We start from the raw sequence: 22604 nt of genomic DNA on the forward strand, positions 1-22604 counted from the left end.
GTGACTTAGTATGAAGATCGTAATTCTATCCGGTTCAACTGTCGGTTCAAAAACAAGTACAGCTATGACATATTTAAACGAAGCAATTTCTCATCAATATGAAGAACATGAAATTCAATTCTTTGATTTAAAAAATTTGAATTTGTCATTTAGTGATGGTCGCAATTATTTAGATTATTCAGGCGATACTTTAGAATTCACTACTGCCTTAATGCAAGCCGATATTATTTTTATTGGTTTCCCAATATTCCAAGCTTCCATTCCTGGCACTTTAAAAAACGTATTTGATCTACTTCCTGTTAACGCTTTTAGAGATAAAGTTATCGGAATCATAGCCACGGCCGGTTCGCCTAAGCATTATTTAATTCCTGAAACACAATTAAAACCAATATTAGGTTATATGAAGGCACACATTATTCAAACTTATGTCTTTATAGAAGAACGTGATTTCTCACAAGGTACGATTGTAAATGATGATATCTTATTTAGAATAGATGAATTAGCAACATCAACATTACGCGTCGCCAAAGTGTATTCACAAATAATAGAAGAAGAAAATGACCAGTATGACTTTTAATGTGTGAATTTCACGAATTAAACTTAAGTACGCTAATTTTTAATTATAAAATTGTTGTGTTTTTATAAAAATACGGAGAAACGATAAATATCATCGTCTCTCCGTATTTTTTAATCTTTCATCATTATAATCAATGTGTTATTAATTCAATTTATTGGTAACTAAACCTTTAGCTGTTTCAAAAACTGTAATATCTTTTTTTGTGATGAGGTCTTCAGTTAATTGCAATTCAGTTATTTGGTTTGTATCGTACCATTTAACATACATTGTGCGTGTTGTTAAATTGAACACAGTTTGGTAAAGGGTATAATGCAATTCTCCATTTTCATCAAGCACAGCACCTTTAGGAATACTAATGCCATCTAATAATTTGAAAGCATCTAATACATCATACTCAGGTTTGTCACTGTTTATAAGATAATTTTTAAAAAATGCAGTACGCACGAATCGCTCTGGTGCTGTATAGCCACCTGGCAACCCATAAGTGCCCCCTTCATTTCCTAAGGATTTTAGCGGTTGCCCCATAAATGTACTTTCCTGTGGTTTATGAGGCGTAATATTTGTATAATTTCTTAAATTTTCATAGTGCCAATTTAAATCTGGGTTATTCGTTAATACACCGATTGGATTTTCATTTATGATGACACGACCATCTTGAAAGGTAAGTTCGACAGATCTGCCTGTATCATCAGAAATGTGGTAATGCAGTGGTGGAACTTCTGCAATTTCGTTTACTACATGCGCTACTACATTGACTGATTTAGCATTTTCGATTAAATCCTCAATATCTTTATTATAGCCAAGTATCCATGTAATAATTTCATTTTGGCTAATATTTATAAAGCCTTCTCGTACTTCAGAAGCATACGATGCATAACCTCTAAAGTACTGTACGGAAGCACCCACGCCGTGTTCATTCACGCCGTCTCCAAATACAAAGCCTGCCATATCACTGCCTGCTCCGATAAAACCATACAACGTCTCACCTTTATATCCAACACGCGATTCCCAATAAAAATGACGTGGTTGTACTGCGGGTTGTCCGTCCAAATGATAAACAAAATCCATTGTACGTCCTAAAATCGCCTGGTTACTTTTTGATAAGAATGAAAATCCTGTACACATTCATAATCTACTCCTTTACGCTATGCTCAATCTCTATCTATAGTGATTACATTCAGTTTCTTGTTCCTCTCCATATTAGGAAACTTCTTACTATATTAATACTAATTCGCTTGCGTAACCGAGTTAAAATATTAAAAACTAAGTTCTTTTTTAATTCGTAATATATTCGCATCGTTTGCCTGTGCTCAATGAAGTTGGTACATCAATAATGCGTTGATTTAATGAACCTTTATAAGGTAAGTTCGGTTGAAACAAATGATTGATAAAAGGCCCATCTACTAATACATCAATGAGCTCAAGTAATGCCCTTCTCTCAGCAGTATCTTGAACTAAATATTCATATAAAAATCCTGTCCATACCCATAACGATTTGGAATTACCAAAACGTTGCCTCAATACTTGGGCACATTTTAAAGTAATATCTACATTACAGAAAGGTTCGCCACCTAAAATGCTTAAACCTGAAATATAATCTGGTTCGCAATAATTCATAATTTCTTCTAAAATCGAGTCATTAAAACGCTCTCCGTATCTAAAATTTTGAGCAGCTTTGTTATAGCAATTTTCACAGGCAAAAGGACAACCAGAAACATACATACTGCATCTCACCCCTTCGCCATCAACAAAACTCTGCGCTTCTATTTTGGCAATATAACCTTGTCCCTTAGTGATTTCTAAGATTTTCATAATGTCGTATCTTTCAAGTGCTTAACGCGTGCACACATTTCTTTATGTCGACCTTCAATTGTCGGCCGTTGTACAGGATTGCCTAAATAACCGCAAGTTCGTTTAACGACATCTACAGTTGTTGGGTCATCATTACCACATTCAGGGCATTGATAACCTTTAGCCGTTGTTTTGAAATCTCCTTTAAAATCACATTTACGACAATGGTCTATAGGAATATTCGTCCCTAGATAACTCACCTTGTCATAGGAATAATCCCACACCGCTTCCAAAGCTTTCAAATTATGATTGAGCTTTGGATATTCGCAATAGTGAATATACCCACCGCTTGCATATACAGGATAATCTTTTTCAAAATCAATTTTCTTAAATGGTGTAATGTCTTTACGTACATCATAATGGAATGAATTTTGGTAGTAACCTTTATCTGTAATATCAGCAACATCCCCAAATTTTTCTCGATCTAATCTGCAAAATCTATCTGTTAAAGATTCGCTCGGTGTACTATAGATGCTGAACCACACATCGTATTTTTCTGTCCAACGCAGTTGATAAATTTTCATAGCTTTTAAAATAGCTAACGTAAATGCTTTACCTTTGGATTTACTTTCCCAATTCGGACCAAAGAATACTGTAGCCGCTTCATATAAACCGATATAACCCATAGATAATGTTGCACGTTGACCTTTAAATAGGTCCATCACATTATCATTGTCTGTTAAGCGATGCTTAAATGCGCCATTTTTATATAAAATAGGAGCATTATCAGGTGTTGCTTCTGCTATTCGCTCTAAACGATACACTAACGCATCATGCATGATATTCATACGTTCATGGAATAATTTCCAAAATAGTTCTATATCACCATCAGATTCTAATGCAATACGTGGTACATTGAGTGTTACTACTCCAAGATTACATCTACCATTATTTTCATATTCACCTGCTTCATTTTTCCATGCTGGTAAAAATGAACGACATCCCATCGGCGCTTTGAAATCACCTAGTAATTCAACAGTTTTATCATAATTTAAAATATCTGGGTACATACGCTTTGTAGAACATTTTAAAGCAAGTTGTTTAATGTCATAATTAGGATCTGATTCGCTGAAATTCACGCCTTTTTTAATGGAAAATACTAATTTAGGAAAAATTGCGGTAATGCGGTCTTTACCTAAGCCTTTAATACGCGTTTGAAAAATTGCTTGCTGAATTTTACGGCTATATTTATCTAAACCGAGTCCAAAACCAAGTGTTACAAACGGTGTCTGTCCATTAGATGTATATAAAGTATTTATTTCATACTCTAAGCTCTCAATAGCATCACCTATATCTTGTGTCACTTGATTATCCACATATGTATCAATATCCGCCGCATGCACAAATTTTTCTGCAACTTTGCGGTGTTTTTGCTCATTAAATTGAGCGTACTTACTTAACAATTCATCTACTCTATCAATCGTGCAACCACCATACTGACTACTCGATACATTCGCAATAATCTGTACTAACTGCGCAGATGCTGTTTGAATCGATTTCGGTGAAGTCACTGTTGCGTTACCTATTTGAAAACCATCTTCTAGCATACTTTCAGCATCAATTAAGCAACAATTCGTTAGCGGTTGAAAAGGATGATAATCTAGATCATGAAAATGAATATCTCCCTGTTTATGTGCTTCAGCCACATGCTTTGGAAGTAAATAGTCCAGTGCATATGATTTAGAAACGACCCCCGCTGTTAAATCTCTCATTGTTGAAAAAGTAGAACTATCTTTATTGGCATTTTCATTAACTACTGTAGGATCTTTAGTAATAAGATTTTTTAAATTCGTTTCAAGTTTATTCACGTTATCCCTCTTTACTATATATTGCGTTTTATTTTAATTTATAACACTATATATAGTGATTCAAATATGAACATCTACGTTAACGAATTTGTCATATATTTTTAAACATTTCATGAACTTTAGTTTGTTTTTGCAATAAATGCATTAACTCATTTATCACTTTAAGCATTTTAGAAATTCTTCATATAATGCTACTGCTTGGTCTTCATTTTCAATACCATACACGTTCATTCTGCCGTCTTTAAATAGCGTTATTTGATAATCTCGATAAGCTATCATTTTAGCGAAATGATTACTTTTCATAACTTTCACTGGAAGTAAATCTGTATATTTAAATATTTGAGGAGTAAATCTCAGTAGAAATACATTACCGCACTGTTTTTCAATAGAATTTGGTTGAGCCATGTTGAGATATTCATAATTTCCTTCGTTACAGATAGGGCAGTTACTATTTTTTAATGAATCTATATTGAGTGTTTTATATTGCATCGTAAAGCAATCCATCGTTGTTAATTTTTTAGAAAAACCTTTTCCAGACAGCCACCTTAATAACTCTGAGACTTCCATGCTTGCCACTTGGTGAATTACTGGAGGAAGCACACCATTTATTGCGCAACTTTCCCCTGTAGATGGCGTTGTACCAAGCATACATTTTAAGCATGGCCCCTGATAATCAATAGCATATACTGTGCCCTTACTGCCTACAGCTGCACCATAAATCCATGGCACACCTAATTTATGACAAACTTCATTAATCAAATATCTAATCGCAAAATGATCCATTCCATCTAGAACAATGTCAGGTTGATGTTGACAGAGTAATACTTCAATATTTGTATTTGTAATCTCTTGATATAACGCCTGTACTTGAACTTCACTATTAATTTGTCCAAGATGCACTTTTAACGCTTCTACTTTAGGCAGCATTTGCGTGGCATCTGCTTCAACATAAGTAGCCTGTCTGTGTAAATTGGATTGTTCTACAATATCCATATCGATAATGGTGAGCTGACCAACACCCATTCGAGTTAGCAACTCTGCACATTGGCTTCCAAGCGCACCTGCGCCCATGATCATGACATGTGTCTGTTGCAATTGTGCTTGTCCATATTTACCAAATGCTTCATAACGCATTTGTCGATCATAGCGTTGTGTCATAGGAATCCTATACCTTCAGTAGGACTCGAAGCTTGTGCTGTGTATTTCACTGGTATTCTTCCCGCTTCATAACTCAACCTACCCGCATTAATACCTAATTTCATTGCTTCGGCCATTTTCACTGGATTTTGTGCACTAGATATTGCCGTATTAAGTAGGATACCATCTGCACCGAGTTCCATTGCATGACAGACATCTTTAGGAGAACCGATACCCGCATCAACTATGACAGGAACATTTACTTTTTCGATAATATAACGTAAATTCAAAGGATTATTAATACCTCTGCCCGTGCCTATCGGTGATGCGAGTGGCATAATGGCATGCACACCTAAATCTTCTAATCGTTTTGCTAATACCACATCATTAGAAATATAAGGACAAACTGTATAACCTTTATCTAACAAGATTTCACAAGCTTTATACGTTTCTAAAGGGTCGGGCAATAATGTTTCATCGTCTCCTATAACTTCTACTTTAATCATGTCACAGACACCTGCATGATTTGCGATTTCAGCTATGCGGACTGCTTCTTCTGCTGATTTGGCACCTGCAGTATTAGGAAAAGTAATGAATTTAGTTAAGTCTACTTTCGCTAATGGATTGGGTAAATTTTTATCGTATAAATTCATTCGACGTACTGCAAAGGTCAAAACCTCTGTCCCGGAAGCCTCGATTGCTTCCGTTTGTATTGCTTCACTATCAAATTTCCCTGTACCTAATAATAATCTTGAATTCAACTTAAATTCTCCTATATTGAACATGTTATCCGCCTCCTACAAATTCTAATAATTCCAAACGATCTTCATCCGTAACCTTATGCTTTGAAAACTGTTCTCGCTGAATTAATTGGTCATTATGTTCCACAATCATACGTGTTTCATCCAAATCTAGTTCTTGAATCACTTCCTGAATACTTAATGTCTTATCAAAAGTAAAGTTGTCACCATTTATAATGCACTTCATTGGTCTTACCCCTTTCAATTATAAAATCTGCAAATTGTTCCGGCTTACGATCATACTGAATCCAATTGCTCATCCATTTTCCAACGTAAGGTGATAATAAAATGCCATTGCGATAATGTCCTGAAATAATAAATAAATGTTTAGCTACTTCATCCATAATGGGTTTTTCACCTGAGGTATAAGGTCTAACGCCTGACCATTGATTGATTAATTTACCTGCTCTTAATTTAGGAATATGCGTCGTAGCCTGTTGTAACAACCATTTTTTCCCTAATTGCGAGACGCCTACTGAATAATCATCAAAGTAACTTGTAGCTCCAATTAAATAACGATTTTTCATTTTCGGAACAACGTAACAACCATTTGTAGTAAATAACGTTGTTTCTAAAGACAGATTGGGATGCTCTACAAGTAACACTTCACCTTTAACTCCTGTAACACTACTGTTTGGCATGTAGTGGCTCAATAATTTCCCACTCCAAGCTCCTCCGGCGACCATTACCTTTTCCGCAGTTAACACATCTGTATGCGTTACCACACGATAGCCCGGATTTAATGGTGTTATTTCACTAACTTCTGTGTTGTAAATACGATGAATGCCTCGTTGTTCTAACGATTTTAATAATGCTTTCGTGTACTTATTGGCATTGATTTGATTATCATTCGGTATATACATCGCGGATAAATTGTCTGATATTACGTTGCCATTCGTTCTTTGTTTCAGTGACTTTGCGGGCAATAATTCCACAGCTCGGTTGTATTGATGCAGAAATTTGTATTGCTTTTCAACACTTGGGTTATCATCAATACTACTTGCGAGTTTAATTAAACCACTATCCAGATATTCAATATCTAGGCCTACTTCATCTAGCAAACTATCCCTCAGTGGCTCGAACATTTCTTGAGCCTCTCGCGCTATATGAAACAAATCACTGTCTTCAGTAAATTCATTTTGAGCACCAAGCATTCCTCCAGCTTTAAATGAAGCATGTTTCCCTGGTATATCACGATCTATCACAGCAATTTTGATATCTGATTTACTTAATTCTCTTGCGATTGACATACCCATTACACCGGAGCCAATGATTATGACATCATACATACGTCTTCCAAGCCTCCTTCAGCTGTTTGATTTCATTTATGTTTTGTTGCGCAAAAATGGAAATCCCTGCAATGCCTTTGAATCCATTAGGTAGCTCTTTTAAAGTTTGTGTATTGATACCACCTAACGCGATAATTGGGATATTGAATTTTAACGCTTTATTTATTTCATTTTCTGTTCTTGGATGTTGATTCGGTTTAGAACTGGTTTTAAAAATATGTCCATATAAGACAAAAGCTAACTGTAATGCTTCTGCTTGCGCTATATGTTTTGTGTCGTGTGTAGACATACTGACTTGGATGTCAGGATGATTACATTTAAAATCCGCTATGCGTTCATCTTTTTCTTTAAAATGAATCGCACGTAACTTGCATCGTGTTAATACAGTTAAATTGTCATGAATAATTATTTTACTTTTAGGAAAGCCGGATTGGCTAAGCAAATTAACCCAATCAATCAATTCAGTCGTCTCCATTGGTGTTCTGATAATTAAATAGTCTATAAACTGCGCTATATTGATATACTGCTTAATGTCTACTGAATTTAAATACTTATACTGTGTAATTGCTATAAACAATGTTTTCACTCCAAATAAAAAACGTCATTTTTCTGGTAAGAAAAATGACGTTGGATTAACGAATTCGCATGTTTATAACGCCACTTTCCTACGCCAGTACAAACTGGATCAGGTTCAAGGAATTCCCAAGTTACTACTTCGGTCTCAGCCTTATGCAAGGCACTTCCAGTGGTTATTTAAGCTATTTGATTTTTTATAATAATTATTAAATATGTGTTGAAGAATTATTACATACAACTTAACCTATTCCATTGATTATTTCAAGTGGTATTATAATTTAAGTTGATTTCTAAGTGTTAAAGTCGATACTATTACTTATTTTTAAATAATTCAACTTGTAACTATGTTTTAGCTTTAGAAATTTTTAGTAAACCAGCTGTAAGGCTTTGAGTTTGTCGGTATACACTTTGATATAAATCAAAATACAGCATATATTGTTTGTGCTTCTCACTATCTGGTTTAAAAGATTTTTCATAACGTATAAATTGCTTTGTAGCCGCTTCGATACTTTCATACCATCCTAGACCATATACAGCCAAGATTGCTCGCACCCATACAAGGTCCTTCTTCATATTTCAATTTACTAATTTCAGTATTAAATATATCCGCTTGTAATTGCAACCAAAAGTCGCTTTTTGCACCGCCACCGATAGACACGATATGTTGAATATCTTTACCACAATCGCGTAAATACTTTATCGACTCGAATAAAGAAAAAGTTATACCTTCAATAACTGCCCGTGCCATGTCACCTCTACTGTGTAAGGCGCTTAAACCTATAAAGCTCCCTCTAATGTTGGAGTCCCCATGTGGCGTACGTTCTCCCGATAGATAGGGTGTGAATAATAATCCATTACTGCCAACCTGTGATTGGCTTGCCACAGTAATAATTTCATCATAGCTTAAATGTCCTAATATATTTCGGCGTAACCACTGCAAACTGTCTCCTGCGGCAAGTGTCACGCCCATAACATAAGACATATCTTCTAATGCATGATTAAAGTAATGCATATTTCGGCGATATTCCGTATGTTTTTCACTTTCACATGATAAAACCACGCCTGAAGTGCCAATACTGCAGAGTGTTTCATTCGTTTTAATCATTCCCGCACCAAGCGCTCCACATGCATTATCACCACCGCCTGCTATAACAGCCACTTGCGCATTTAGTCCGAGTTCTTTTGCTATCTTGTCGTCCATATAGCCTACTAATTTATGTGAAGCTACAAGTTCAGGGTAAATATTATGAACACCAAATTGTTTACCAATATTTTCATCCCAAGCTTTGCACTTATGATCAAATAATAATGTACTCGAGGCATCTGAATATTCCATATTTAACTTGCCAGTTAATTTGAATCGAACATAATCCTTAGGTAATAAAAATACTTTAGTATTGCGCCAATGTTCAGGTTCATTTTCCTTTATCCATAATAATTTCGTAAGTGTAAAACCTTCTAATACAGGATTATCTAACACATAATCACCTAGTTTTTCTTTAATAACTTCACATTGCGGTGTAGTCCTTGTATCGTTCCAAAGAATGGCATTTCTTAGTGGTTCGTCATTATCGTCCAATATCACTAAACTATGCATTTGTCCTGAAAGTGATAGTCCGCTAATATGCATATACTTAACTTCATCTGTCACCATTAATCGCTTAATACATTGTTTAGTTGCTTCAAACCACGCTTCTGGATGTTGCTCATTAAACCCATTTTGTGGCTGTATGATATCTAGAGATTCGCTTGCACTCTGTAAAACTTTACCTTGTCTATTTACTGCTATTACTTTAACGGAGCTTGTTCCAATATCGATACCTAACACTGCATCAGTCAATTTAATCGGTCCTTTATAAATAGATTTTAAATTTTTATTTCGTAATATGTGATATACGACCTATTTATAACACGTTCGATAAAAAAATCAAAATTCTAAAAAAAGGGAACGGAACAGAAATCAAAATTTGATTTCGTATTCCGGCCCCCAAAATGTTGACTAGATATTTAAAATAGAATTCTAGAAAAATAGATGACGATGACTACTGTTACTGCACTTAGTAATGTTGATAAAAAGACCAATTGTGCAGCAAGTTCTGGATGGTTATCATATTCTTGTGCAATAACTGAACTATTTACCGATGTTGGCATAGCAGAAGCAATAAATAATGTTTGTGCAATCACGCCTTCTAAACCAAGTAACTTAATAATCACTAAAGCAATGAGTGGGCCAATAACTAATCTCACAAATATATAAATATAAGAAATTGACCATTTAAAGCTGAATTTAATATTCGCAATTTGAGCACCTAGCAATAATAACGCAATAGCAATCATTGCATCCGCTACGTAATTTGCTGGCGTCCAAATAAATTCTGGGATTGGCACATTATTATAATTTAAAATAATAGCTAACAGCAAAGCGTATAAAACTGGCATTTTAAAATATCCAAGTAGCGCCTTTAATTTCCCAATTTGCAATGACTGAATCGCAAAAATCCCGTATGAAAAAGTGAATATATTTTGTAATGACAACACAATAACCTGCACAGACATAGCCAATGGATCGCCCTTAAAAACTAAATCATTAACTGGAACGCCGTAATTACCTGAATTGAAAAACAGAATACTATTCGTCAGCGTTGTAGCTTCCCCTTTATCTGTTTTACGAATAGTAGACAACAGTTTACCAATGACATATAGGACGATCATATACAAAATAAAGAAAATAACTATGTAAAATAAAAGCTTTATAGCAAAGTCTGTTTTATAAAACTTCACAAATATAAAACCTGGAACAAACACATATATATTTAATTTAGCTAGTGTTTTTAAATCTAAAGTGAATTTCTTTTGTAAAATAAATCCTAAAAAAATCATGATAAAAATAGGTAAAAGTACAGTTTGTAAAATATACAACATTTCACTCATTATATGCCCCCCTTTGTTCAAAATCATATATGAATTAGACTTATATAAATTAATTATTATAGTTTATCATAGCAGAATATTAATTAATTTACCGTTTGTCTGACTAATAAAATCTTTTTTCATCCTTACATTTACGTAAAAAAATAAAACAACAAATTGTTTCACGTTAAACAATCCGTTGTTTTATAAATATTTTATGTATGGAATTTCATTTTTAGGCTTCTGAAATCCAGACTCTTTTTAACTTGGTCATCTGGAACTTTGAATAGCTAAAACGCTATAATTTCCACATATTGAGTCGAGAATTAGACTTCCACTAGTCTTCCTTCACTCAGAGGTAAGCCTAACCTTCAATTAAATTGCTGATTTCACGAAGAAATTAGCTCTATTTTGTAATTAAGCATTCTAAGATTAGTGTTTCTTTCCAATACTTAATATATTATTTTTTGCGATTTCTTTTTTCTCTTCTAACACTGACATCACTATAAATCCAACTACCAAAATAGGTAATAGCATTCCAATTACCATCATCATATTTTTCACCCCATTTTAATATCAGAAAATAGCCCTGATAACAATTAATTTAATAGAATAGTTCTTTATTAAAATATAACATATTTTTTACGGTTTTATGAATGTGAATATGACTATAATATTTGTAATTTGAAAAACTAGATTTCCAATCATATGGAAACCTAGTTTGTTTTTGGTTTATTTAATTATCGAGTTTAATTAGTATTTGTATGGATCATTTTGCTCTTGTTTCGGTTTTCCATCTAAATCATCAAAGTCTTTTAAATCTTGATCTTGATTAGAGTTAGATCTTTCATATGGCTCATTCACTGCGTCTTGCTTATTGTCATTATACATTTCACCATCGCCATGAATCGGTTGTTTTGGTTTTCTTACTAATAACATAACACCCGCAACAATCCATAATACCGCATTTATCCAGTTTCCTAAGAATGAAATAACACCTACTAGAATAAGTAAGATGCCTGTTGCTTTAGCTTTTTTATTTATTAGAATAGCTCCAATGATTGCAATGATTAAAATTACTATAGATAAAACCAAACCTGCTGTTAATAAACTACTCAACATACCGAAGATATTTGTACCATCTTCATATGAGAAGCTTGGATCATCTGCCATCATTTGTTGAATGACTGTTTCTTTTACCTCATTGTTACCTATCATTGGTATGAAAACTGCGATAAGTACTACACCAATTAATTGCAATGCAATACCTATCCATGTGAGTACGCGTTCAGTTGTTCTTTTTATCATAATCGTGCGCCTCCTATTTCTATTTATTCGCTTCAATTACAATGCTAATTATACTAATTGTTAATATTTAAGTCTATTCATTCTAAACAAAATATGTTTGAAATGATAAATAATAAAATAACAAAAAAGGCTCGCATTGTATACGAGCCTTTTTCATCAGTTTTTATGTGCTTTAAATGCGTCATTAAGTCTTGCCAATTGGTCTACAAACTCATGTACTTCATCTGTTGTGAATTTGTCACCTATACGTTCTTTAACAGCTTCAATCATAACTGAATTTGCCTTTTTTAAAAAAGTCTCCCCTTCTGTACTGAGTTTAACTAATTTAATACGTTTATTATCTGTATAGGCTCTTTCAACGTAGCCCATTTCTTCTAATTTAACGATACGTTTAGAAGCCGCCGTTTTAAATATATTTTGCAACATTGCAAGTTCATTAATCGTCACTTTACCTTCAGTTTGTATTATTCTCATTGCTTCAATTTGTTCTCTTGATAGAAAATTACCTAAACCTGTTTCCTTTATCATTTCTACAATTTCTTTATTTAAATGCAACATAACAAACTGAAATTTGGTAATGGCTTCTTCTATCGTTTGATTGATGTTTTCATTTTCCATACTTTTCACCCCTATATTGCTTTAGCTTTACTTAAATTCCACTGAAAACGGAACTTTTTCTCTCTTGTTAAACCATAATAGCACTAAGAATTGTAATAATATCATTCCAATAATAATAGCACTTAATAGTATTACAATGAAACTAAAGTCAAAGTGTCCGAGCATTGGTAAAGATTGCTTCTCTATATCCTTGAATCGCATAGGACATTGGAGAAAATGGATGAATCCATCTAAAGAAACTGTCTGAAAGTTCAATTGGGAACATACCTTCACTTGAACTCAATTGTAATATGAGTAATAACATGGATAAGAATAATCCAATTCTATCCAAGAATAACGCTAAGAATGACGTAATCGTTATTGCGGCAATAGCCCATAAGAAGCTCACTAATAGGAAATGTCCTACGTTGTCAATCGACATGTTGAATGCAAATATAACCCAGCTACTCATAAACAATGCTGATAAACTACCTTGTAGTAGATAAAGTAATAGCTTACCAAGCGCTTGTTTAGTTGAGGAAACACCTTTGTTTAATGTTTTTCTCAAAGGATAAATCGCACTAAATGACACTGCTCCAACAAATAAACTTACACTCGCCATATAAGGTACAATTGTTTCGCCATAATTGCCAGCCTCAGTAGGATTATTTTCATTTGTTTTTGTCACATTATTTAATGCTTTTTCATTGTCATCTTCAAGTGAAACATCTTGCTGACTCGTGATTGCTTCATCTAACTTAGCTTGTAATTGATTATTATTTTCCTGTAATTGATTTAAACCATCAGTAACTTGGTCATTACCTGATAATAATTGCTGTGCGGGTTGACCTACGGCTGGGACTAATTGTTGTAAGCCATCACTGACTTGCTGATTACCATCAATTAATTGTGACTCTGCATTAGACATTTCGCCAAGTGCGTCAGATGTATCTTGATAACCATCTTGTGATTTTTTCGTACTCTCAAATATTTCAGTTAAGTAATTTTCACGAATGTCATCTTTAATTGTGTCTGTTACTGTATCAATTGCTTTCTGAGCAGTTTGACTACCCGTGTAACTTGATCCCGGATTAACTTGCGTTTCTAAATTAATTTTTTTAGGATTTTCATCTAATAATGTCGTTGCATTTTTAGATGCGTCTTTAGGTACAATAATTGTTCCGACACTATTACCTTTTTCCAATTCATGTGCAGCTTTTTTCTCGGAAACTGTTTGGAATTTAAAATCCCCATTATCTTTTAATTCATCTACCAAATCATCGCCAATTGTTATTTTTTCACCATTTAATTTGGCTGATTCGTCTTGATTTACAATAGATATTTCCAATTGATCTGTCTTATCATAAGGGTCCCAAATTGAGCCTACAAATAGTGCCACATAAATTAGAGGGATAAGCGCTATGGCTATAAGAGATACAATCAACATTTTATTTCTAAATATAAATTTAAATTCATTAAACATTTACTATCTACCTTTCTTTTTTAAAAATGTACACCCCATGTACTATTAGTTTGAAAATAATCCCAAACGCTATAAATATTACGTTATGGAGCGTGTTAATCCTTGAATTCGTCCATTTTTTCAATATGTGGCGTGTTTTTATTTATACAGTACACCCCATGTACATTTTTATATAATACGCTCTTGAAAATAACTTGTCAATCATAAAATATTAGCGAAATATAAAAATATCTCTATGGTAACTTAGCTCAGTTTAATAGAAGTACATATTGATATTTCTAGGTTGCGTTTTATTCTGAAAAATATATAAATTTGGTAAATTAATTGCATTCATCATACATAATTTGTTCATAAAATATGTATTTATATATATTGACCACCCCTTATATATTCATTATATTAAATATAATATAAACCTTAAACGTGTTATTTATAGATTAATACTAGTTAAGTAAACTTAATTTTATCTTTTATTCTCAATATCATGAAACCTGATATTTTTATTATACAAAGGGAGGTAGTAATTATGCTTGAAATAGATAATCTTTATAAACGCTTTAAAGATTATGAATTTAATGTGCTTGATGGTATTTCTTTAACGATTAATAAAGGCGATATTATTGGATTAATCGGTAAAAATGGCGCTGGTAAGACTACATTAATGAAAATTATTGCTAAGTCTAAAAAACCAACTTCAGGATCTATCACTTTAAATGGTATAGATATTTTTAAAAATAATAACGTTATGAAAAACGTAGGCATTATGATTGATACAGTTTATTTCAAACACTTTTCCGCTAAAAAAATTTGATTTACTACTTAAAAGTAAATAATAAGGAAAAATATCTTGATAATATCGATAATGTTCTAGAACTTGTTGGACTTGCACATACTAAAAATAAAAAAGTGAAAGACTTTTCCTTTGGTATGAAACAAAGGTTATCTTTGGCGATGTGTTTACTAGATGAACCTGAATTAGCAATTATGGATGAGCCATTTGTTGGTCTCGATCCTGACGGTGTTAAAACGCTCATTAGCGCTTTAAGAACATGGGTGGAAGAAAGAAACATTGCGCTTCTTATTTCAAGTCACCAGTTAAATGAATTATCCGAGGTTTGTGATAAATTCGTGATTATAAAAAATGGCAAACTTCATCATATTGATTACAACAAAGACCAAGCTTTAAAAATTGTAGTTAAGGAACAAATTTATCCTGAGCATAGACAAGAATTATTAGACCTATTTACAACAATCAAAAATATTTCTATGAATGAAATTTCTATTGAAATCGATTCTGCGGAGTATAACGATATTATGAAATATGTAGTTAATCATTACACATTAGTAAATACAGTCAGCGAACAAGATAATTTGTATCACCATTATGATGAATTTGAAAGGCAGTGAGAAAATGCTTACTAAACATATATTTTGTAATATATCCACTCGCAATTCAGCTTTAATTTTTTACTTAATTGCACTTTATCCATTTTTATATTTAATTACACTCATCCTCCCTACTAACTTTATGCAAATTAATGGAGAAACAAATGGACTCACCGGACTAGATTTCTATTATGGCGTTTTAGTCGCTCAATCACAATTTGCTGTACCATTAATTTTAGTTACATATTTTATTAGTTTTCTTTTTTATGAAGAATATGAATCTGGTCGTTTAATTTTTTATAAAGATATTAGCCGTACATATCTCTATAACTCTAAAATAGCTGCTTTATTATCTATGTATGTTATTTATTTCATCCTATTGTTCATTGCTTCTCAAGTTTTATATTTTACATACATTATTAAATTCAATTATGCTTCGGGAGATTTTTTATCATCTTTTGCGAGTATTAACTACAGTGATATTTTAGGCATTATAGGTATCTATGGGATTACATTAATAGCTGTTTTCTTTGGAATCATGTTATCTATGAAACTCTCAACAGGTTTTAACATACTTGGCGTGGTGATATTATTAATGATAATGTCTGTTGCCCCGCTCATTCATGGATTTAAATACTTCTTTCCTAACAGCTATGAAGAAGCAAATAATATCAATGAATTCTTTACTAAACTCGTAATTATTATTTTAATAACACTCGTTTACTCTATCGTATGTTATCTCGCAGGTTTAAAACTGTTCAAACGCTTAGAATATTAACTTAAAACATCACAATGAATAATTGGTTATAATATATTTTAAAGAATGACAGTGATTTGGGCCGGCTCAAATCACTAACTGGATACTACAGACTGTGCCTGTGGAAAGCGTGCAGTGCATATAATGATTGCCAACAAAGTCGGAGATCTTGTCGACACTATAAAATCATCTAAACATTTAAATGTTTAGATGATTTTTGTGTTTTATCTTATCTTCAATTACCATTTTTTAAATCTCTCTACTATAATATATAATATAAGACATGTATCACTAATATTACTCGCTAACATAACTTTATCTATAATCTATAACTTTGGAGCAATGTGTTACACTGTTGTAATATTAGACAAAAATCGCATTTAAACCCTGTTTAAACTTATATGAGGTAATAAAAAATGGAAAATAATTTAAAAATCAGTATGAACGAAAGACGCGTATTAAAACAAATCTTCAACAATCATAATATTTCACGCACTCAAATATCTAAGAATTTAGAAATCAATAAAGCTACTATTTCTAATATATTAAACGCTTTGAAAAAGAAATCCTTAGTCATTGAAGTGGGCGAAGGTAATAGTACGAAAAGCGGCGGACGCAAACCAATCCTCCTAAAAATCAATAAAAATTATGGTTATTATATTTCTATGGATTTAACATATAGCTCTGTAGAATTAATGTACAATTATTTTGATGGTACCGTGTTAAAACATGAATCATATAACTTACCTGACAAAAAAGTGAGTAGTATCTTGGCTATATTAAAAACAAATATACCTACTTCTGAAAGTTATGATACTTCCTATGGCTTGTTGGGTATGTCTGTCTCAATTCACGGTATTGTAGATCACAATCAAGCTATTATTCACCTTCCCTTCCATGAAAGTGAAGGTATTTCCATTACAGATGAGTTAAGATCACTGACTCAAGTTCCAGTAATTATTGAAAACGAAGCAAACTTATCAGCAATTTATGAAAGAAGCATCCATAGTAATTCAGAAATGAGAAATTTAATTGCTCTAAGTATTCACAAAGGCATTGGTGCAGGTTTAATCATCGATAAAAAATTATATCGTGGCTCTAATGGCGAAGCTGGAGAAATCGGTAAAACGCTCGTACTTCAAAGCGGTGAAACATACAACACAATTGAAAATATTTGCTCCCAAGAAGCATTAATTCAAAGTATTAGTAATCAATTTGAACGAAATATATCACTTCCAGAACTTATTGAACTTTACCATCAACATAACGATATTGTTATTCAAGAAATCGAATATTTTACGACCAAAATTGCAGTATTAGTTCACAATTTAAATACACAATTTAATCCGGATATGATTTATGTTAACTGCACATTAATCAATGAATTACCTGTTATTTTAGATTCGATTAAAACACAGCTAGATCAATATTCGACTCACTCCGTACAACTCAACCTTACTACGAATGTGAAACACGCAACCTTATTAGGTGGCTCAATCGCAATTATGCAGAAATTATTAAACATTGATGATATTCAATTAAAATCTAACTAAACAAACACACCCTTTTACATTTTTGTAGAAGGGTTATTTTTTGAAATATTTTAGAAAGCGTTTACAAAAATAATTTTCCGTGCTATATTATCTCTAAAGTTAGTTTGTTTAATAAACTAACCAACTAGTTATAGGAGGATTATCATGACATATTTCAATATTGATAAAGTAAATTACGAAGGACCTAAATCAAATAATGTTTTTAGTTTTAAATATTATAATCCCGAAGAAAAAGTAGGCGACAAAACAATGGCAGAACACCTAAGATTTGGTGTGGCTTATTGGCATACATTTACAGCTGACTTATCTGACCCATTCGGCGTTGGTACGGCTGAACGTGATTGGGATAACTTAAACGACATGGACAAAGCTAAAGCAAGAGTTGATGCGATTTTCGAATTTATGGAAAAAACACGTATTGATTATTTCTGTTTCCACGATATAGATATCGCTCCAGAAGGTGCAACATTAAAAGAATCTAATGAAAATTTAGATATCATTGTAGACCTTATTAAAGAAAAAATGGATCAAACTGGTAAAAAATTACTTTGGAATACGACAAACAACTTTACACACGAACGTTTTGTACATGGTGCGACAACTTCTTCTAACGCTGAAGTTTTCGCATATGCCGCTGCAAAAGTTAAGAAATCATTAGAAATCGCTAAAAAGTTAGGCGCTGAAAACTTTGTTTTCTGGGGCGGACGTGAAGGTTATGAAAGTTTATTAAACACAGACATGAAATTAGAGTTAGACAACTTAGCTAATTTCTTAAAATTGGCTAAAAGCTATGCAGAAGAAATTGGTTATACAGGACAATTCTTAATTGAACCTAAGCCAAAAGAACCTACAACACACCAATATGATACTGATGTTGCGACTTCACATGCTTTCTTACAAAAATATGACTTAGATAAAACATTCAAATTCAATATTGAAGCAAACCACGCAACATTAGTCGGGCACACTTTCCAACATGAATTAAGATATGCACGTGATAATGATTTATTAGGTTCAGTAGATGCAAACCAAGGTCACCCACTATTAGGTTGGGACACAGACGAATTCCCTACTGACGTCTACGATACAACATTAGCAATGTACGAAATCTTAAAAAATGGTGGATTAAATCCAGGTGGTTTAAACTTTGATGCTAAACCAAGAAGAACTTCATTCAAACAAGAAGATTTAGTTTTAACGCATATCGCCGGTATGGATACATTTGCACTTGGTTTAAAAGTAGCACACAAAATGATTGAAGATAATTTCTTTGAAAACATTGTAGATGAAAAATATAAATCTTTTGCTGAAGGTATTGGTAAAAAAATAGTTGAAGGTAATACTTCATTTAAAGAATTAGAGGAATATGCTTTCAACATTAATGAGATTGATAACACTTCTGATCGTTTAGAAGTAATTAAAGCTCAAATGAATCAATATATTTTAAACATTAATAATGGAGACTGATAAAAATGACTTATGTAATCGGTATAGATATTGGTACAAGTTCCTTAAAGTCTATTGTTGTTAATAAAAATGGAGACGTTGTAGATTCATACAGCGTCTCTTATCATACGTCAGCATCCTAAATCTGGATACAGCGAAATGAATCCAGATATCTGGTATGACGCAACAATTGAGAGTTTAAAACATTTATTAAACAAATATGCACAAAAAGAAATCACTGGTATTAGTTTTTCAGGTCAAATGCATGGCCTAGTGGTTATTGATCAAGCTGGTGCAATCATTAGACCTGCCATTTTATGGAATGATACACGTACTTCTAATGAAGTTGAGGAAATCAAAAATAAATTAGGTCTCGACGCACTACTGAAATTCACACAAAACACTGTGTTAGAAGGATTTACATTACCTAAACTAATGTGGCTGAAAAATAATGAAATTGATAATTACAACAAAATCCATAAATTTATGTTGCCAAAAGATTATATCGTTTATAAATTAACTGGCAACATTTTTACAGAACCTTCAGACGCGGCAGGTACAATTATGTTTAGCTTGAAAGAAGAAAATTGGTCTACTGAACTACTAAATAGTTTAGATATTGACGCATCTATTTGTCCAGATATCATTGCTTCTCATCAAAAAAGTGGTCAATTAACTGAAGATGTGAAAAAATCTTTAAATATCGATTGGGATATCAATGTCTATCAAGGGGGCGCAGATAACGCATGTGGCGCTTTAGGCTCTGGTATCACAGATGAACAAAAACAATTGGTAAGTATTGGTACTTCTGGCGTCGCACTATCTATTGAAAATAATGCTGACTATGAAAATGATGGCAATGTGCATTACTTTAATCACTGTGTACCTGACCAAAAATACATTATGGGGGTAACTTTATCCGCTGGTTATAGTCTGGAATGGTTAAAACAACTACTAGACCCTGATGAAGATTTTAGTGCATTCTTAAAAGCGATTTCTGATTCTGATGTTGGATCTAATGGATTAATGTACACACCTTATTTACTCGGTGAACGTACACCACATAATGACGCGGCAGTTAGAGGCAGCTTTATCGGCTTGGATGCGAATACCACACAACTCGATATGAAACGTTCTGTTATCGAAGGTATCACATATTCTATAAATGAAAGCATTCAAATTATGAAAAACAACGGTATTAACATTAAGGAAATTGTTTCTATCGGGGGCGGCGCAAAAAATCATGAGTGGCTCCAAATCCAAGCAGATGTTTTCGATGCGGCAATTACCACAAGAACTGAAGAACAAGGTCCAGCTTATGGTGCGGCGATGTTAGCCGCCATGGGTGAATCGTGGTTTGATACTTTCAATGAAATGAGTCAATCATGGATTACATATAATCAAAAAGTATCTCCTATTGAAGAAAATAGTAAATCATACCACAACTTATTTGATATTTATAAAACAATCTATGACGCTACACAACCAGTAACTCAAAAACTAAGTAAATTTAAGTGATTTATCAAGGGGATGGATATATGTCAACTTATAATAATAAGAAGTTTATCTTTAAAATAGCTTTAATCGCAACGCTTGGCGGGTTGTTATTCGGCTATGACACTGCAGTTATTTCTGGGGCTGAACAATCCCTCCAGAAATATTTAACTAAAGATTACGGTAGCTTTGTCCATGGTATTACAGTTTCTAGTGCCTTAATCGGCTGTATTATTGGTGGCTTGTTATCTTCAATTTTCTCAAGTCGGCTCGGTCGTAAAAAATCATTACAAGTAGCGGCTATTTTATTTATAGTTTCTGCACTTTTATCAGGCTATCCTGAGTTTTTATTTTTTGAACCGGGTGAATCTAGTCTTGGTTTACTGATAACATTTAATCTATATCGTGTCATCGGTGGTATTGGTGTAGGATTAGCCTCTGCAATATCTCCAATGTATATTAGTGAAATTGCCCCTTCTTCTATAAGAGGAAGACTTGTTTCATGGAACCAATTCGCTATTATATTTGGTATGTTAGTCGTTTATTTTGTGAACTACGGTATTACTTTTGGTCAATCTCAAAGTTGGATTGAACTAATCGGATGGCGTTACATGTTTATGACTGAAGCAATTCCGAGCAATTGCATTTTTCTTTTTATTATTTTTAGTACCTGAAACACCAAGGTATTTATCTTTAAATAATAGAAATACTGAAGCACTTACAGTATTAAATAGAATATACTCTTCTAAGAATCATGCACAAAACGTTTTAAACGATATCTTATCAACTAAAAATAAATTAACAGATGTAAAAGCACCATTATTTAGTTTTGGTAAAACTGTGATTATTATCGGTATTCTATTATCTATCTTCCAACAATTCATCGGTATCAACGTGGCTTTATATTATGCACCTCGTATTTTTGAAAATTTAGGTGCAGGTGAGAATACCTCAATGATACAAACTGTTGTGATGGGATTAGTAAACGTAATCTTCACCGTTATCGCTATATTATATGTCGATAAATTTGGTCGTAAGCCTTTATTAATTATCGGCTCTACTGGCATGGCAGTTGGAATGATCGGAATGAGTGCACTCGTCGCTAATGGCGCGTTTGGCATTACAACTTTAATATTCTTAGTTATATATACTGCATCATTTATGATGAGTTGGGGTCCAATTATCTGGGTGCTATTATCAGAAATATTCCCTAACAGAATTAGAAGTGGCGCAATGGCAATAGCTGTCGCAGTACAATGGTTAGCAAACTTTACAATCACTTCTACTTACCCATCTATGATGGAAATTAGCGGTACAATGACTTACGGATTTTACGCACTGATGAGTATTCTAGCTGGCCTGTTCGTATGGAAATTCATTCCAGAAACAAAAGGTAAAACACTAGAAGAATTAGAAAAAGTTTGGATTAAAGATAAAGATAAACAAGTTTCTAATCATGCAGAAGAAGTTCAAAGTAATAACTCAGCACATTAAAATTCGAAGTTAATGTGAAGATATTTCCACCAGATTTAAACTTAAAAAACAATCATATATTTATACGAACTAACCTAAATCGTAAAAATTAATTAAAAAACACTTTCGCTAGATTCATTTAAATGAATTTACGCGAAA

General features: G+C 33.0%; 20 protein-coding genes, 2 pseudogenes and 1 riboswitch. Of the genes and pseudogenes, 8 read left to right on the forward strand and 14 right to left on the reverse strand.

Annotation, left to right across the window (positions count from 1 at the left end; translation table 11 throughout):
- The first annotated feature begins 10 nt into the window (after positions 1–10).
- On the forward strand, positions 11–577 hold the full coding sequence (locus tag ABLV90_RS03060) for an NADPH-dependent FMN reductase (RefSeq protein ID WP_427705977.1): 567 nt from the start codon (positions 11–13) through the stop codon (positions 575–577).
- Between the two features lie 141 nt (positions 578–718).
- Here the strand turns inward: ABLV90_RS03060 and ABLV90_RS03065 are convergent, their stop codons facing one another.
- From ABLV90_RS03065 to ABLV90_RS03130, 14 genes and pseudogenes are all read right to left on the reverse strand, one after another.
- Entirely contained in the window at positions 719–1702 is a 984-nt protein-coding gene (locus ABLV90_RS03065; protein WP_427705975.1) for a choloylglycine hydrolase family protein, read from the reverse strand.
- A gap of 150 nt (positions 1703–1852) precedes the next feature.
- Positions 1853–2389 carry an anaerobic ribonucleoside-triphosphate reductase activating protein gene (gene nrdG, locus ABLV90_RS03070; protein ID WP_427708190.1) on the reverse strand — a complete coding sequence of 179 codons (537 nt, stop codon included), beginning with the start codon at positions 2387–2389 and terminating at the stop codon, positions 1853–1855.
- On the reverse strand, positions 2386–4254 hold the full coding sequence (gene nrdD / locus ABLV90_RS03075; RefSeq protein WP_427707036.1) for an anaerobic ribonucleoside-triphosphate reductase: 1869 nt from the start codon (positions 4252–4254) through the stop codon (positions 2386–2388). Before nrdD ends, nrdG begins: the two co-directional genes overlap by 4 nt.
- Positions 4255–4392: 138 nt before the next feature.
- Positions 4393–5394: a ThiF family adenylyltransferase gene (locus ABLV90_RS03080; RefSeq protein ID WP_427705971.1), complete on the reverse strand. Its 1002-nt coding sequence runs from the start codon at positions 5392–5394 to the stop codon at positions 4393–4395.
- Complete coding sequence (locus ABLV90_RS03085) at positions 5391–6158, reverse strand: thiazole synthase (RefSeq protein ID WP_427705969.1); 768 nt, start codon at positions 6156–6158, stop codon at positions 5391–5393. Before ABLV90_RS03085 ends, ABLV90_RS03080 begins: the two co-directional genes overlap by 4 nt.
- Before the next feature lies 1 nt (position 6159).
- Complete coding sequence (gene thiS / locus ABLV90_RS03090; RefSeq protein ID WP_069832732.1) at positions 6160–6360, reverse strand: sulfur carrier protein ThiS; 201 nt, start codon at positions 6358–6360, stop codon at positions 6160–6162.
- Entirely contained in the window at positions 6338–7462 is a 1125-nt protein-coding gene (locus ABLV90_RS03095) for an NAD(P)/FAD-dependent oxidoreductase (RefSeq protein ID WP_427705967.1), read from the reverse strand. Before ABLV90_RS03095 ends, thiS begins: the two co-directional genes overlap by 23 nt.
- Positions 7455–8039 (reverse strand): thiamine phosphate synthase, encoded by a 585-nt coding sequence (locus ABLV90_RS03100; RefSeq protein WP_427708192.1) that lies wholly within the window; start codon positions 8037–8039, stop codon positions 7455–7457. The genes ABLV90_RS03095 and ABLV90_RS03100 overlap by 8 nt, the downstream gene beginning before the upstream one ends.
- A 68-nt stretch (positions 8040–8107) precedes the next feature.
- Positions 8108–8216: riboswitch (TPP riboswitch) on the reverse strand.
- Positions 8217–8380: 164 nt separating this feature from the next.
- Positions 8381–9878, reverse strand: a pseudogene (gene xylB / locus ABLV90_RS03105) (xylulokinase).
- A 167-nt stretch (positions 9879–10045) separates the two neighbouring features.
- Positions 10046–10969: an AEC family transporter gene (locus ABLV90_RS03110; RefSeq protein WP_427708194.1), complete on the reverse strand. Its 924-nt coding sequence runs from the start codon at positions 10967–10969 to the stop codon at positions 10046–10048.
- 411 nt (positions 10970–11380) lie between these two features.
- Positions 11381–11503: a hypothetical protein gene (locus ABLV90_RS03115; RefSeq protein ID WP_460872128.1), complete on the reverse strand. Its 123-nt coding sequence runs from the start codon at positions 11501–11503 to the stop codon at positions 11381–11383.
- Positions 11504–11701: 198 nt separating this feature from the next.
- Complete coding sequence (locus tag ABLV90_RS03120) at positions 11702–12256, reverse strand: DUF4064 domain-containing protein (protein WP_460872129.1); 555 nt, start codon at positions 12254–12256, stop codon at positions 11702–11704.
- 156 nt (positions 12257–12412) lie between these two features.
- Positions 12413–12874, reverse strand: a complete 462-nt coding sequence (locus ABLV90_RS03125; protein ID WP_069818108.1) for a MarR family winged helix-turn-helix transcriptional regulator — start codon at positions 12872–12874, stop codon at positions 12413–12415.
- Between the two features lie 148 nt (positions 12875–13022).
- Positions 13023–14336: a YhgE/Pip family protein gene (locus ABLV90_RS03130; RefSeq protein ID WP_460872130.1), complete on the reverse strand. Its 1314-nt coding sequence runs from the start codon at positions 14334–14336 to the stop codon at positions 13023–13025.
- A 526-nt stretch (positions 14337–14862) separates the two neighbouring features.
- Here ABLV90_RS03130 and ABLV90_RS03135 point away from each other — a divergent pair.
- The 7 genes and pseudogenes from ABLV90_RS03135 to xylE all read left to right on the forward strand — a co-directional run bounded on the left by ABLV90_RS03135 (position 14863) and on the right by xylE (position 22466).
- On the forward strand, positions 14863–15147 hold the full coding sequence (locus ABLV90_RS03135) for an ATP-binding cassette domain-containing protein (RefSeq protein ID WP_460872131.1): 285 nt from the start codon (positions 14863–14865) through the stop codon (positions 15145–15147).
- On the forward strand, positions 15144–15743 hold the full coding sequence (locus tag ABLV90_RS03140; protein ID WP_460872132.1) for an ATP-binding cassette domain-containing protein: 600 nt from the start codon (positions 15144–15146) through the stop codon (positions 15741–15743). Before ABLV90_RS03135 ends, ABLV90_RS03140 begins: the two co-directional genes overlap by 4 nt.
- A 4-nt stretch (positions 15744–15747) precedes the next feature.
- Complete coding sequence (locus ABLV90_RS03145) at positions 15748–16500, forward strand: amino acid transporter (RefSeq protein WP_460872133.1); 753 nt, start codon at positions 15748–15750, stop codon at positions 16498–16500.
- A 395-nt stretch (positions 16501–16895) separates the two neighbouring features.
- Positions 16896–18032, forward strand: coding sequence for an ROK family protein (locus ABLV90_RS03150; protein ID WP_427705954.1), 1137 nt, complete (start codon positions 16896–16898; stop codon positions 18030–18032).
- A 144-nt stretch (positions 18033–18176) separates the two neighbouring features.
- Positions 18177–19499 carry a xylose isomerase gene (xylA, locus tag ABLV90_RS03155; protein WP_460872134.1) on the forward strand — a complete coding sequence of 441 codons (1323 nt, stop codon included), beginning with the start codon at positions 18177–18179 and terminating at the stop codon, positions 19497–19499.
- A 138-nt stretch (positions 19500–19637) separates the two neighbouring features.
- Positions 19638–20996 carry a xylulokinase gene (gene xylB, locus ABLV90_RS03160; protein WP_460872135.1) on the forward strand — a complete coding sequence of 453 codons (1359 nt, stop codon included), beginning with the start codon at positions 19638–19640 and terminating at the stop codon, positions 20994–20996.
- A 20-nt stretch (positions 20997–21016) separates the two neighbouring features.
- Positions 21017–22466 (forward strand): annotated as a pseudogene (gene xylE / locus ABLV90_RS03165) (D-xylose transporter XylE).
- The last annotated feature ends 138 nt before the right edge of the window (positions 22467–22604 follow it).

Origin of the sequence: Staphylococcus sp. 2S1 (assembly GCF_046721335.1) — a bacterium.
GTDB classification, from domain to species: domain Bacteria; phylum Bacillota; class Bacilli; order Staphylococcales; family Staphylococcaceae; genus Staphylococcus; species Staphylococcus equorum_A.